Raw genomic sequence first — 14,351 nt, 5'->3', positions numbered from 1 at the left:
GTGGTCATCCTGACGCTCGCTCCACGAGCGGGCAGGGCAGGCGTTCCACGCTCATGTCGGAAATGTCGCCAGCAAGTATGGAGAGCAGGCGATCAGCCGCGCGCATTCCAATCTGATAGTAAGGAAGCGCAACGGTTGTGAGTGGCGGAATGACCTGCGCTGAGATCATGTGGAAATCGTCGAATCCAATAACCTCGACATCATCCGGGACCCGAAGGTTCAGCGACTGAGCAGCGAAGAGGCACTGCATTGCGATCTCATCGTTGCCCGTCAGAAGCACCGTTGGCCGGTCGGTCGGTTGCAGCATGTCGCGTGCAACGTCGAACGCACAGAGGATTTCTTCGCCGACCTCGCCCGCATAGCCGGGGCGGATCCAGTCCGACCGGATTTGGCATCGCCGCCGCGTCATTGTATCGACAAACGCCTTTCCACGCAGCTGGGCTGCAATGATCTGTGGATTAAGCGTCACAAAACCGATTTTGCGGTGCCCCCTGTCGAGGGCTCGATTGGCTGCGATTTGGCCCCCTTCGTAGTCATCAGGTATGACAGATGGGAGGTCAGGCTCTTCCGCGGTTGAGCAGTTCACGAGCACCGTCGGGATGTCTGGTCGGGCCGCGAAGCGTATACGCCGATGGTACATTGTGGCGTACAGCACTCCGTCGATTCGGTGTTCACGAAAAGTCCGCCAAACGCGTTGCTCGATCTCCGGCGCCCCCGACGTGTTCGCTATCAACAAGCTCTGCCTCGCAGTCGATACACTGTCCTGAACGCCTCTGATGATTTCCACGGAATTGGGAGTTGTCGAGACAACATCCGTCATCAGGCCTATCACTCCCGACCGATTGGTCCGGACCAGCCTCGCTCCCATGTTCGGAACGTAGCCGAGCGCGGCAATTGACTCCTCGACGCGGACTTTAGTCGCTGGGCTAACGTTCGGTTCGCCATTCGCCACGCGGGATACGGTCTTGTCCGATACGCCGGCGTGAGCAGCAACATCTCTAATGCTTACCAACGAAATCTCCACAATCCGGCAGGCGCCTCGTTTTGGTTACAGGTATGGCTCACGCACGCAAGCAGGGGAGTTAATGTCGACGTCGACAATTTACGATTGACGACGTCGACATTTTGGGGGATGCAGGCCTCGCAGAGCGTGGTGCTCGCGTCACGAAGAGGCCGCTTCAGACGGTCCAAGGGGAGAGGGGAAAATGAATAAACGGCTTTGGCAGTCGACGTTTCTCATTACGGTGTCGGGGGTGGCGCTTTCGGTGAACGTGACTTGCCCAGTGCGCGCTCAGAATGCGATTACCGCGCCGCCTACCTCGGCAACCTCGAATGCAGACGAGAGAGCGGCGACGCGCGAAGCAGCGTCCACCGCCTCGAAGTCGGCGCGGCCGTCGGCAACCCCTGACAGCCAGGGGCAGAATGATATTGTCGTCACCGGCGTGACCGATAGTTCGAGGAAGCTCGACACCACCTTTACGATCAATACGCTTTCGCAGGCTCAGATTCAGCAGCTGGCTCCGATCAGCACGGCTGCTCTGCTCAACAACATTCCCGGCTTCTTTGCCGAGGGCAGCACGGCTGGCGAACGGAGCAATAACGTCACCGTTCGCGGCCTGCCAAGCAGCGGATATCGCTATGCGCCTCAGTTGGTAGACGGGATGCCCGTCTTCCAGGATTCCGACGTGCCGTTCGCGAACAGCGACGTCTTCTTCTCGACGGACCTGATGACCGATAGGGTTGAGGCGATCAAGGGAGGGCCCGGCGGGGCGCTCTATTCGAACGGTCTCGGAGGAGTCGTCAATTACATTACCAAGACCGGCGGTGACAAATTCGCTGGCGGATACAAGCTGGAGCTCGCCGACTACGGGTTCGTGCGCAACGATCTTTTCGTTTCAGGCCCGATCACCGACACGCTGCATTTCGCAGTCGGCGGTTTTTATCGTACGTCGCATGGTCTGCGGGATACTGGGTATACCGCGGACAGAGGCGGGCAGGTCCGCGGCAATCTCACATATCGCAGCGATGATGGCCGAACGAACGTCGGGCTGTATGCCACTTTCCTGAACGACCGGTCGGCGGTTTTCAACAACTTGCCGATCGAGGTCCCCGGATTTTCCGCGCCAGGCACCGTCGACGATCCCATCCGCATCAAGTCGGGATCTGTCAAACCAATCGGCATAAACTTCCGCGACGGCACGCTTCTGTCACCGTCAAATCGTTACCTCACCCAGGTCGGCGACAATGGAGAGGTAAAGACGATCGATTTGGCCGACGGTATCCATCCTGTTTTCACAACGTTGGCTGCGACGCTTTCACATGAATTTGACTCGGGCTGGCGGGTCGATTTCAAGGCTAATTATGTCGATGGGAAAAGTGGCTTCAATGCGCTGTTTGCAGGCAATGATGCTGCGCCGGCCGCGTCGTTCTTAAACGATCGCTACATTGGAGACTTCCTTCAGCCGGCCTTCGATGCCAACTTCCAAGCAGCGTCCGGAACGCCGCTTAATTCGTCTGCCTATAATCGCAATATACTGGCGACCTATTTCAATGCCTTGGACAATGCGGCATTCCAGAACCAGTATATCAACCCGCTCAATGCATCCGGCTTCGCCAATTTCGATGCACTCAGGGCGCAGTACGGGAATACGCAGACGATCGCCGGGCCGGGGGGACGGATCGCAGCCTTCAACGTTCGCGATGGGCAGCCCATTGCAGCTGGCAGCAATCTCAGCTTCGAGATCCCTTGGGTCATTCGTTCAAAGCTGAAGAGCGCGACGCAGGATCTCCGGATCCAGAAGACGTTCGAGCTGTTTGGCGAGCACACGCTGACATTCGGAGGATATCACGCCGACGCTTCGGACGACTATAACTTTCAGGCCAGCCTGACGATCTCCACGCTCGCATCGCCGACGGAACTCGTCGACCTTTATCTGGTGAACGCGAGCGGGGCCAAGGTCGCGCCGTTGTCGCTGCGGGGCAGCTTCATTCCCGGCTTCTACGGTAATGCCGTCTCGGCCGATTCCGAAAATTTCGCCGGGTATGTGCTGGACCATTGGGAAGCGTTTGATCACAAGCTGAAAATCGATGCGGGCTTCCGCTGGGAACGCGAGAAGCTCAACGTTCGGTTCCAAAATCGTAACTGCTGCACGATCAACTTTCCGGGTAATGCAACCACTGGCAATCGGGCCTTCACCCAAAATCAGTCGCTCGGCGATCCGCAGTTTTTGAACGATCATTATTCGGCTCACGGCTGGACCATCGGTGCCAATTATGAGGTGGCGCGCCAGATTGCGATCTATGGGCTCGCGTCTCGATCATTCCGCCTGCCGAGCATGAATGACGGCATCGCCTTCGCCCAGAGCGCGCCGCTCGCGGACCCTGTCGAGCGCATTACGCAGTTCGAGGGCGGGGCACGCTTCCAGTCGCGCTACCTCGATATGTCCGCGGCCGGCTTTTACAACAAGTTCACGCCGCGCACTCTCATCAATACCTATCAGGACATCAACTCGCCATTGTGTACGGCTGGCGGCACGGTCGCGACCACGTCGACGATTACGTTGTGCCCGCGCGTCAACCAGCCTTATTCCTTTGGAACAACCAATTATGGCACCGAGATTCAAGCCACATTGAGGCCGTTTATTCCGGGCTTCGAGGTCGGCGTGGACGTGACGTTGCAGAATCCGCGGGTGAAGGGATCGACCTTTACAATCGTCAATCAGGTCGGCACGACCTATCAGCTGGCGACTGTCACCCAGGACGGGCGCCGCGAGGCCAGGCAGTCCGTCACCCGTATCTTCATCCGGCCCCGATGGGACCTGAAGCCGCTTCTGAACGTGCCGGTCAAACTCTATGCGAGCTATGAGCATGAGTCCGCGCGCTATTCAACGTCGCAGGACATCAACGTGACGGTCTATCCGTCCTATTACATCCTGGATGCCGGGGCACTCTGGGACGTCACAAACCGACTGTCTCTGCAAGTGCATGTCGCAAATCTTACGAACCAACTCTCCTTCACCGAAGGGGATCCGCTGTTTTTCGACCTGAAAGCGCCCGACGGGGTCGGCAATCGCGGAGTGGCCCGTCCGTTGTTTGGGCGCACCGCGCGGCTCATGCTCAACTATCGCTTCTGATATCGTTCGGACCTCCATGATGACAGCTCCTCTGTTTGCCGCCATTGAGGCTGGCGGAACCAAATTTCTCTGCGCGGTCATGTCGCCGGGCGGAGAGGTACTGACTCAGGCGCGCATTGCGACCTCGACGCCAGACGAGACGTTCGCGGCCGTTCGTCGCTTCTTCCGAAGCGAACGGGAGAAGCGGGGGGCAGTCGCGGCGGCGGGGGTGGCGAGCTTCGGGCCGCTCGACCTCGACCCCGCGTCGCCCGGATATGGACGATTGACGAGCACGCCAAAGCCAAGTTGGTCCAGTGTCGATATGCGTGGCATCATCGAAGATGCGGTTGGCGCGCCGACTGTGATCGACACTGACGTCAACTGCGCGGGGTTGGCCGAGGTGGAGCAGGGCGCCGGGCGCGGCCTCCATCGGGTTTGTTACGTAACCGTGGGAACTGGCATCGGCGTAGGCGTAATTGAGCAGGGAAAGCCGCTGGGTGGGATCGGCCATGCCGAGGCGGGGCACATTCGCATGCCCCGTGCACCCGGGGACGCTCAGTTCCCTGGCATCTGCCCTTATCATACCGACTGCTTGGAGGGGCTCGCATGCGGACCGGCAATGGCCATGCGTTGGGGGATGCCCGCAGAGACCCTGGGCGACGGTCATCCCGGCTGGGCGATTGAGGCGCACTATCTCGGTGCCCTGTGCGCTGATCTCACCTATGTGCTCCGCCCCGAGCGGATCATACTTGGCGGCGGCGTTCTGGCTCATCGATCCTTGCTTGATCTTGTACGCGAGCAGTTTGCCACTTTGACAGCGGGCTATGCGCTAGACCGTTGCAGCGCGGATCCTGCGACCTTCATCGCCGCGCCCTTGGCGGAAGAGCCTTCGCCCGGACTGATTGGCGCGCTCGCACTCGCGCGCACACAAATTTCGGTTTCCGCCTGATGTCGCATCGCCGACGGACAATGACTGTTCTACTTCTGTCGGCAATCCTCGCTGGGTGCTCGGCCGAAGGGCGGCATGATGGCAGAACGGAGCTCGTCCTGTGGCGACATCAGGCGGGCGACATTGAGGAAGCAGCTGGCCAGGGCGCAATCGATCGTTTCAACGCGTCCCAGTCTCGCTGGCACATTACGGCCCAATCGCTGCCGCAGGGAGGTTATACTCAGTCGATCGTCGCGGCATCACTCGCCGGGCAATTGCCGTGCCTGATGACGGTCGACCAGCCGATGGTCGCGAACTTCGTTGAGGCTGGCCATCTGCGACCACTCGACGAGCTCATTCCTGCAACGATCACGGCGCAAGTGACACCTGCCGCGCAGGGCCGATACGAGGGCCACCTTTATTCGATAGGACAGTTCGATGCCGCGCTCGCCTTGTTCACGCGCCGTTCGGCGCTGGCGCGCATCGGTGCTCGCATTCCAACGCTGGATCATCCTTGGTCTCTGACAGAATTCGACATGGTGCTGCAGCGGCTGAAGGCGACCGGCTATCGCCATCCGCTCGACCTTGCCACGCGTGACACCAAATCTGATTGGTGGACCTACGCTTTTTCGCCGATCTTGCAGAGCTTCGGTGGCGACCTGCTCGATCGACGGACGCTGCGGAGCGCTGACGGCGCCCTCAACGGGCCGGAAGCGCAGGCTTTCGGCCGCTGGTTCCGCTCGCTCTTTACGCGCGCACTGGTGGACCGGCGCGAACCCGACGACCGCGCATTCGTGACAGGTCGCGCTGCCATCGCCTATACTGGCAACTGGTGGGCGCCCGATTATCGCGCTGCCGTAGGGGATGATCTGCTGATCCTTCCGCCGCCCGATTTCGGGCATGGCACCGTCATTGGCGGTGGCAGCTGGCAGTGGGCGATCAGCAGCAGCTGCCCCCATCCGGACGGTGCGTCCGCGTTCATCCGGTTTCTGGAGCGGCCGGTCGAGATGGCGCGCGTCGCCGATGCCGCAGGCATGATCCCGGTTAGCGCGGAGGGTGCTGCGCTCTCAACCGATTTTCGACCGGGCGGTCGCAGCCGTATCTTCTTCGATCTCATGCAACGCTTTGCCCGGCAGCGGCCAGCGACGCCCGCCTTCCCGGTGGTCTCGAACAGTGTCTTCTTCGCACTTCAGAACATCGCCGACGGTGCCGATCCGCGCGATGCCCTGGACGACGCGACAGACGCGATCGACCAGGCGATCGCCGACTTCGGCAATACGTCGCGGACGTTCGATACGGAGAAGTCGGGATGAGCACAGGTGTCACCTCGCGACGAAACGGCCGGGTCGCCCTCATCCTGGGCGCACCCGCGCTCGGCGGCCTTTTGCTGTTCCTGGCCCTGCCTTTCGTAATGGCATTTGCCTTGACGTTCACCGACCAGCGGCTGGTGAGCGGTGACCACACCCGCTTTATCGGTTGGCGAAATTACGAGCGCTTACTCGGGATCTCCTACATCGCCCAGAAGCCTGTCGAAGACCCCGTCGATTCCGAAAGTAGTTCGCCGACTTTCGTCCGCGTTCGCGACGTGACGCGGGCCGATCCGGATTATCGCGGCTACCGGCCGTTCACGCAGGTGAGGAGCGGTGCGTATCGCATCACGATCCTCGCGCGCGATCCCGATTTTCTGCATTCGCTCATCAATACGTTCGAGTTCGCTTTTTTGGTTGTGCCGCTTCAGTGCGCGGTGGCCCTAGGATCGGCGCTGCTCGTCAATGCCGGTTTGCGTGCCCAGACCTTTTTTCGAGCCGTCTATTTTTCGCCCGTGGTCATGTCGATGGTCGTAGTGTCCATCGTGTGGACGTTTCTATTCCACCGCGATCTCGGCTCGATCAATCGCCTGCTGGCTTTCCTGACGTTCGGCGCTGCCGGCCATATCGACTGGATTGGCGATCGCGCTACCGCGATGCCAGCGATCGCCGTCATGTCTGCTTGGCAAGGCGCTGGATTTCAGATGCTCATTTTCCTTGCCGGGCTTCAGGGGATCTCCCAGGAGCTCTACGATGCGGCTCGCATCGATGGTGCGACGGCGTGGCAACGGTTTCGGCACGTCACCCTTCCAGGTCTGCGCCAGACGATCGCATTCGTACTCGTCGTCACCACGATCGCAGCGCTCGGCCTCTTTACGCAGGTTGACGTGATGACACAGGGCGGGCCGCAGAACGCCACTTCGACCGTCATGTTTCATGCCATTCAGCGTGGCGTGCGCGAGGAGAATATCGCTTACGGATCGACGGTCGCGGTCGTCTATTTCGCTCTCATCACATCGCTCATCCTTTTGCAGCAGGCACTGCAGCGGCGGTGGTCGAAATGAGCGTTCCGGCATCTTCCAACCGGCCGTCGGCTGCCCTGCGCTTCGCATTGTATGCGCTGATGCTTCTACTGGCGGCCATGTTCGTCTTCCCGTTTCTTTTCATGATCACCGCCTCGCTGCGGACGAACGACGCGATCTTCGCCCATGCTGGATCGATCCAGGCGTTCCTGCCAACCGGACCGCTGACGACCGCGAACTATTCCTACGTGTTCGGAGGCGGCAACGTCCTCCACTTCTTTCTGAACTCTGTGCTGATCACGGCGCTCACCGTCGGAATGGGGCTCGTGGTCAACAGCCTTGCGGCTTTCAGCCTTGCCCGATTGGAGTGGCGCGGCCGGGAGACGGTCGCGGCTTTGCTCGTGATCCTGCTGGTCATACCGTTCGAGGCGATTTCGGTCCCGCTGATGCTTCTCGTCGCACACCTGCCCGGCATCGGCCTTGTTGCCGGAAAGTTGGTGCTTACGCGCTCCTGGCTCAATACGCTTTACGTGCAAATCCTGCCGTTCGTCGCCAATGCTTTTTCGATTTACCTGTTCTTCCAGTTCTTCCGCGGCATCCCGAAGGATTTCGATGAAGCCGCCTATATCGACGGCGCGACGCCACTCCAGGTTTATGTTCACGTCATCGTGCCATCGTCCAAACCGGTCTTTGCGACGGTCAGCATTCTGCAGGGCCTTGCCATGTGGAACCAGTACCTATGGCCAGTCATCACCGTGCCCGGAGAGTCCGCTCGGCCGCTGATGGTCGGGATGCAGCAATTCTTCGGCCACACTACCGAGTGGGGCAATGTCATGGCCTACGCCACCATCATTACCATCCCCGTGCTCATCGCCTTCGTTGTGTTCCAACGCTGGTTCGTCCGCAGCGTGATCGGCAGCGGCGTCAAGGGATAGGAGACAGCAAGTTTGCCCGCATCTTTAGAACTGCGCGATATCCATAAGGAATATGGGGGCCGCCATATCATCAGGGGCGTAAGCCTGACCGTTGCGCCGAGCGAGTTTCTCGTTCTGGTCGGGCCGTCTGGATGCGGCAAATCTACTTTGCTGCGAATGATCGCCGGTCTTGAGGGTATCAGCTCCGGCGATCTCTTCTTCGATAGCGAGCGGGTGAACGATTGGGATCCCGCTCGCCGTCGCGTCGGAATGGTGTTCCAGTCCTATGCGCTTTATCCGCATATGACCGTGGCCGAAAATGTCGGCTTCAGCCTGAGGCTCGCCAAGATGCCCCGCGCCGAGCGGGCGCGCCAAGTCGATGAAGCCCTCAGAGTGCTGCAATTGGAGCAGTTGCGCGACAATAAGCCGAGCCAGCTCTCAGGCGGTCAGCGCCAGCGGGTTGCGATCGGACGCGCGATTGTGCGCAACCCGAATGTCTTTCTGTTCGACGAGCCGCTCTCAAATCTCGATGCTGCGCTGCGCATTCAGATGCGGATGGAGATAAGCCGGCTACACCAGCGGCTGCGCAACACGGTCGTTTACGTTACCCACGATCAGGTCGAGGCGATGACCTTGGCCGATCGCATCGTCGTGCTCGAAGGCGGTGTTATCCGTCAGGTCGGCGCGCCCCTGGAGCTGTACGAGCGGCCTGCGAACCGTTTCGTGGCGGGCTTCATCGGCACGCCCACAATGGCGTTCCTAAAGATCCGGCGTGGAGATGTGAAGGGCGGGCGCATTCCCGTCACGGTCCTAGGGCATCCCGACGGCACGATGCCGATTCTCTTCGATCTGAGAGATTCGATGGCCTGCGAACGCGCGACGACGCTGGGTATTCGGCCCGAGCACTGTCAGCTCAGTTCGATTGGAGATGCGATGCTGGCTGGAACCGTGGTCATCGTGGAGCGGCTTGGTGCGGACACTTTTGCATTCCTCGACGTCGCGGGGGCGGAAGATACGGTCGCTGTGAGGCTAAATGGAGATGCGCGACGGGTCGCAGTCGGTGATCGCGTCGGTCTTCGCTTCGATCCCGATCGCGCTCACCTGTTCGACGCTGACGGTGTGGCCGTCCGCTGAGCGGTCGCGCGAACTTCTTTGATCATATGACGAATACTGGAGTGATGATGGACAAGCCTGCAACCGTTCGCCCTGACGAACTACATGGCGGAGACGCTGACGAGGCGCGCTACCGTCCCAGCCTCCATTTCGCCCCCCGGCGCAACTGGATGAATGATCCCAACGGCCTCGTCTATTTCGCCGGCGAATATCATCTGTATTTCCAATATAATCCTTATGGCGATCAATGGGGCCATATGAGCTGGGGCCATGCCGTCAGCCGTGATCTTGTCACTTGGGAGGAGCTCCCGGTGGCGATGGCCGAGCGCGAGCGGGAAATGATTTTCTCGGGTTCGATCGTCGTTGACCGAGACAATGTCTCTGGATTTGGCGATGGCAACGAGCCGCCTCTGCTCGCTTTCTATACGGGCTTCGATGCCGAGGCGGACATTCAGCGCCAATGTCTGGCCTATAGTAACGATCGAGGGCGAACTTTCACTTTTTACACCGGCAATCCGCTGATCGACCTTGGGATGGCCCACTTTCGCGACCCCAAGGTCTTTCGCCACGAGCCGAGCAACGCCTGGGTGATGTCGGTGGCACTGGCGCGCGAGCATAAGGTGCAATTCTACCGCTCGACCGATCTCCTTTCGTGGGAACTGGCAAGCGCGTTTGGGCCGTCGGGTGCCACGACCGGGCAGTGGGAATGCCCGGATCTGATCGCCGTACCCTTGGAAGATAATCCCGACGCATCACGATGGGTCCTGAAGGTAGATGTCGATGCCGACTTCGTGGGAGGCGGGTCGGGAGCGCAATATTTCGTGGGCGAGTTCGACGGTTGGACCTTTACGGTCGATCCCGCTGCCCCGCATGGCGATATCGTCGATTTCGGTCCTGATTTTTACGCGGCCGTCACATGGTCCGATCTGCCTGCCGACCAGCCCGGACCTTTGTGGGTCGGTTGGATGTCGAACCACCAGACAGGCCGGTTCTACCCGACCGAGCCTTGGCGGGGTGCGCAGTCGCTGCCACGAACGTTGTTCCTGTTCGGCGAGGACGGCAGGCTCAGGCTCGGCCAACGGCCGGTGTCGTCGGCAGTTGAGGCGTTTCCAGCAGCACTACAAAGCCCTGACGAGAAGCTTGCGGTGGCGTGGGCCACCACCGGAGCTGCGTTTCGCGCGACGGCCTCACTGACGCTCGTGGATGGCGTCTCGGACGCGCTTCAAGTGCTGGCCGACGGAAACATCCTGCTGGGCCTTCACTACGACGGCACGCGGGGGCTCGTTTTTCGGCGTGGGGAGCATGGCGGCTTGGCCGAAACTTCCTTCGGGTTCACCACCGACGCGCCGTATCAAGCCAACGGATCGCTCGCGATCGAGCTGTTCTTCGACGGGTGCCTCGTTGATTTGTTCGTCGACGGAGGACGACGCGTCTACTCCTGCTCCGTCTTTCCGATTGATCCCCGGGCGGTGGACGTGCAGCTCGGTCCAGCTCGACTGTAGGCCGTCTCCGGATGTCGATGCCAACGGTGCGCACCTTGGTGCTTTTCGGCGCGACCGGCGATCTGTCGCGCCGGATGCTCCTGCCATCGCTGTTCGGCCTTCATGCCGACGGCCTTCTGCCAGAGGATCTGATGATCCTCGGCACCGCGCGCGGCGAAGAGGATGGGCCAAGCTTCCGCACAATGGCCGGTGCATCTTTGGAAGGGATCGTTCACGACGATCGTCGTTCCGCGATTCCTTCCTTTCTCGAGCGATTGCGATACGTTCCGCTCGATCTGATCGATGTATCGTCGTTCGATGGTCTGGCGAGCGCGCTCGGTGCGCGCGCGACGCAGCCTCTCGCCATTTTCCTTTCGACGGCGCCCGATCTTTTTCGGCCCGCGATCACCGGGCTTGCCGGTGTCGGGCTGACGGGGGCTAACGCGCGCATCGCGCTTGAAAAGCCACTCGGGAACGACCTCGCTTCCAGCCGCGTGATAAATGACACGGTGGCGGCCGCCTTCCCGGAAGAGCGCATCTTTCGCATCGACCATTATCTGGGAAAGGAAACCGTCCAGAACCTCCTTGCGCTGCGCTTCGCCAATTCCTTGTTCGAGCCAATGTGGGAGTGGAGCGGCATCGAGCATGTCCAGATCACCGTGGCCGAAACGGTCGGGCTTGAGGGGCGCGTTGATTATTACGACGCCACCGGCGCGACGCGGGACATGGTGCAAAACCATATGCTTCAGCTGCTCGCACTTGTCGCGATGGAGCCGCCGGCCTCCTTCGACGCAACGGACGTAAGAGACGAGAAGGTCAAGGTGCTCCGCTCCCTCCGCAGCATAAACCCGGCTTCAGCTACGAGCCATAGCGTCACTGGACAGTATCGCGCCGGTGCTATCTCCGGCGCGGCGGTGGCAAGCTATGAAGCCGAGCTTGGCCGGCCGTCGACCGCCGAGACATTCGTGGCCATCAAAGCGCATGTCGACAATTGGCGCTGGCGGGGCGTGCCCTTCTATCTGCGAACGGGCAAGCGCCTGCCGGAACGCTTTTCGGAGATTGTGATCCAGTTTCGCGGTCTTCGACACTCGATCTTTCAAGGCCAGGTCCTCCGCGCCAACCGCCTCGTCATTCGCCTTCAGCCCGAGGAGAATGTTCGACTATTGCTGATGGCGAAGCAGCCTGGGCTCGGGCGCGGAGGGGTCGTCCTGCGTGAGATACCGCTCGATATATCTCTGCCCAACGCGTTTGCCGGGGCTCGGCGCCGTATTGCCTACGAGCGGCTTCTGCTCGACTTGATCGAAGGCGATCCGACCCTCTTCGTGCGGCGCGACGAGATTGAAGCGCAATGGCGATGGGTGGACGCAGTCCGCTCGGCCTGGGCCGAAACGCAAATGGCTCCCGCGAACTACACGGCCGGCAGCTGGGGCCCGCCTGGCGCAATAGCGCTGGTGGAACGCGACGGTGTGAGCTGGCACGAATAAGGATTTGGAATGACCCTTGATCTCCGCATCGCCGCCGTCACCGATCGCATCATCGAACGATCGCGGACGACCCGCGCCGCTTACCTCCGCCTGATCGCGTCCGAGCGGGAGACGGGGGTGGATCGCCCGCGCCTGTCGTGCGGCAATCTCGCGCATGGCTTCGCGGCCTCGGGCGAGGACAAGAAAGCGATCATCGCCCAGCGCGCGATGAACATCGGCATCGTCACCGCCTATAACGACATGCTCTCCGCGCATCAGCCCTATGGCCGCTATCCGGAGCAGATGAAGATCTTCGCGCGCGAAGTGGGGGCGACGGCGCAGGTGGCGGGCGGCGTGCCGGCGATGTGCGACGGCGTGACGCAGGGCCAGCCGGGCATGGAGCTGTCGCTGTTCAGCCGCGACACGATCGCGCTCTCCACCGCGATCGGCCTCAGCCACGGCATGTTCGAGGGCGCGGCCTTGCTCGGCATCTGCGACAAGATCGTGCCGGGGCTGATGATCGGCGCGCTGCGCTTCGGCCATCTGCCGACGATCCTGATCCCGTCGGGGCCGATGGGCACCGGCCTGCCCAACAAGGAGAAGGCCCGCATCCGGCAGGATTATGCCGAGGGCAAGGTGGGCGAGGATGCGCTGCTGGAGGGCGAGAGCAAATCCTATCACTCGGCCGGCACCTGCACCTTCTACGGCACCGCCAATTCCAACCAGATGATGATGGAGATGATGGGCCTGCACGTGCCCGCTTCCTCCTTCGTCCATCCGGGCACGAAGCTGCGTCAGGAACTGACCCGCGCCGCCGTCCACCGCCTGACCGAGATCGGCTGGAGCGGCGACGATTATCGCCCGCTCGGCCTGTGCGTGGACGAGAAGGCGATCGTGAACGCGGCGGTGGGCCTGCTGGCGACGGGCGGATCGACCAACCACGCGATCCACCTGCCCGCGATCGCGCGCGCGGCGGGGATCCTGATCGACTGGGAGGATCTGGACCGGATCTCGTCCGCCGTGCCGCTGATCGCGCGCGTCTATCCGAACGGGCCGGGCGACGTGAACGGCTATCACGAGGCGGGCGGCATCGCCTTCACGATCCACACCCTGCTGGAGGCGGGGCTGGTGCACGACGATATCCTGACCGTGTGGAAGGGCGGCATGGCGGCCTATGGCTGCGCGCCGCAACTGGACGCGGCGGAGAAGCTGGAGTGGGTTCCGGCTGTCGAGACGCGTGACGAGAAGATGCTGCGCCCGGCCTCGGCGCCGTTCCAGCCGGACGGCGGCATGCGCCTGATCGCGGGCAATCTGGGCCGCGCGATCTTCAAGGCGAGCGCGGTGGAACCCGATCGCTGGACGATCGAGGCGCCGGCGCGCGTGTTCGACGAGCAGGACGATGTGGTGCGCGCGTACAAGGCGGGCGAGCTGTTCTGCGACGTCGTGATCGTGGTCCGCTTCCAGGGGCCGCAGGCGAACGGCATGCCGGAGCTGCACAAGCTGACCCCGCCGCTCAGCTCGATCCAGGACAAGGGCTTCAAGGTGGCTTTGCTCACCGACGGGCGCATGTCGGGCGCGTCGGGCAAGGTGCCGGCGGCGATCCACCTGACGCCCGAGGCGCTGGCGGGCGGGCCGATCGGCAAATTGCGCGACGGCGACATCGTGCGGCTCTCCGGCGAGGAGGGACTGATCGAGGCGCTGGTCGATCCTGTCGAGTGGAAGGCGCGGTCACTCGCACCGCGGGCCTGGGCACAGCAGGGCACAGGTCGCGAGCTTTTCGCTTTCATGCGTAAGGGCGCCTCGACTGCCGAGGAGGGCGGCTCGGCGATGATCTTGGCGATGGAAGCGCTGCTCGTGCACACCGTAGCCGAACCAGAGCCGCCGCTGGTCACGGACTGGGAAGACAGCAACATCGACGCATGAACATTGATGAGTTCACTGAACCCACACTGGTCATACTAGACATTATCACCTAGGTATATTTACGTTATTGAACATATAGATTAAACTA

At 61.4% G+C, this 14,351-nt stretch carries 10 protein-coding genes; 9 read left to right on the top strand and 1 reads right to left on the bottom strand.

The window, feature by feature from the left end:
- Positions 1–4: 4 nt before the first annotated feature.
- Positions 5–820, bottom strand: coding sequence for a substrate-binding domain-containing protein (locus HL653_RS23280; RefSeq protein WP_253717343.1), 816 nt, complete (start codon positions 818–820; stop codon positions 5–7).
- A 385-nt stretch (positions 821–1,205) separates the two neighbouring features.
- Here HL653_RS23280 and HL653_RS23275 point away from each other — a divergent pair, with 385 nt between their 5' ends.
- Genes HL653_RS23275 through edd form a run of 9 tightly spaced genes read left to right on the top strand, consistent with a single transcriptional unit; the run spans position 1,206 to position 14,263 of the window.
- The gene (locus HL653_RS23275; RefSeq protein ID WP_171746599.1) at positions 1,206–4,133 is read left to right on the top strand and encodes a TonB-dependent receptor; all 2,928 of its coding nucleotides are present in this window, start codon (positions 1,206–1,208) and stop codon (positions 4,131–4,133) included.
- Between the two features lie 16 nt (positions 4,134–4,149).
- Complete coding sequence (locus HL653_RS23270; RefSeq protein WP_171746598.1) at positions 4,150–5,061, top strand: ROK family protein; 912 nt, start codon at positions 4,150–4,152, stop codon at positions 5,059–5,061.
- On the top strand, positions 5,061–6,353 hold the full coding sequence (locus HL653_RS23265) for an extracellular solute-binding protein (protein WP_171746597.1): 1,293 nt from the start codon (positions 5,061–5,063) through the stop codon (positions 6,351–6,353). The genes HL653_RS23270 and HL653_RS23265 overlap by 1 nt, the downstream gene beginning before the upstream one ends.
- Complete coding sequence (locus HL653_RS23260; protein WP_171746596.1) at positions 6,350–7,411, top strand: carbohydrate ABC transporter permease; 1,062 nt, start codon at positions 6,350–6,352, stop codon at positions 7,409–7,411. Before HL653_RS23265 ends, HL653_RS23260 begins: the two co-directional genes overlap by 4 nt.
- Positions 7,408–8,304, top strand: coding sequence for a carbohydrate ABC transporter permease (locus tag HL653_RS23255; protein WP_171746595.1), 897 nt, complete (start codon positions 7,408–7,410; stop codon positions 8,302–8,304). The genes HL653_RS23260 and HL653_RS23255 overlap by 4 nt, the downstream gene beginning before the upstream one ends.
- A 12-nt stretch (positions 8,305–8,316) precedes the next feature.
- Positions 8,317–9,417, top strand: a complete 1,101-nt coding sequence (locus HL653_RS23250) for an ABC transporter ATP-binding protein (protein WP_171746594.1) — start codon at positions 8,317–8,319, stop codon at positions 9,415–9,417.
- A gap of 44 nt (positions 9,418–9,461) precedes the next feature.
- Positions 9,462–10,898: a glycoside hydrolase family 32 protein gene (locus HL653_RS23245; RefSeq protein ID WP_253718188.1), complete on the top strand. Its 1,437-nt coding sequence runs from the start codon at positions 9,462–9,464 to the stop codon at positions 10,896–10,898.
- 11 nt (positions 10,899–10,909) lie between these two features.
- Positions 10,910–12,361, top strand: coding sequence for a glucose-6-phosphate dehydrogenase (zwf, locus tag HL653_RS23240; protein WP_171746592.1), 1,452 nt, complete (start codon positions 10,910–10,912; stop codon positions 12,359–12,361).
- Positions 12,362–12,370: 9 nt separating this feature from the next.
- Positions 12,371–14,263 carry a phosphogluconate dehydratase gene (edd, locus tag HL653_RS23235; protein ID WP_171746591.1) on the top strand — a complete coding sequence of 631 codons (1,893 nt, stop codon included), beginning with the start codon at positions 12,371–12,373 and terminating at the stop codon, positions 14,261–14,263.
- Positions 14,264–14,351: the final 88 nt, after the last annotated feature.

This window comes from Sphingomonas sp. AP4-R1, assembly GCF_013113735.1.
GTDB lineage: Bacteria > Pseudomonadota > Alphaproteobacteria > Sphingomonadales > Sphingomonadaceae > Sphingomonas_I.
The sequence above is the reverse complement of the archived record's forward strand: the minus strand, read 5'-3'. Positions and strand labels throughout refer to the sequence as shown.

Coding starts and splice junctions, on each gene's coding strand:
- HL653_RS23280 (WP_253717343.1), bottom strand. CDS start 820: ATGACGGATGTTGTCTCGACAACTCCCAATTCCGTGGAAATCATCAGA.
- HL653_RS23275 (WP_171746599.1), top strand. CDS start 1,206: ATGAATAAACGGCTTTGGCAGTCGACGTTTCTCATTACGGTGTCGGGG.
- HL653_RS23270 (WP_171746598.1), top strand. CDS start 4,150: ATGATGACAGCTCCTCTGTTTGCCGCCATTGAGGCTGGCGGAACCAAA.
- HL653_RS23265 (WP_171746597.1), top strand. CDS start 5,061: ATGTCGCATCGCCGACGGACAATGACTGTTCTACTTCTGTCGGCAATC.
- HL653_RS23260 (WP_171746596.1), top strand. CDS start 6,350: ATGAGCACAGGTGTCACCTCGCGACGAAACGGCCGGGTCGCCCTCATC.
- HL653_RS23255 (WP_171746595.1), top strand. CDS start 7,408: ATGAGCGTTCCGGCATCTTCCAACCGGCCGTCGGCTGCCCTGCGCTTC.
- HL653_RS23245 (WP_253718188.1), top strand. CDS start 9,462: ATGATGGACAAGCCTGCAACCGTTCGCCCTGACGAACTACATGGCGGA.
- zwf (WP_171746592.1), top strand. CDS start 10,910: ATGTCGATGCCAACGGTGCGCACCTTGGTGCTTTTCGGCGCGACCGGC.
- edd (WP_171746591.1), top strand. CDS start 12,371: ATGACCCTTGATCTCCGCATCGCCGCCGTCACCGATCGCATCATCGAA.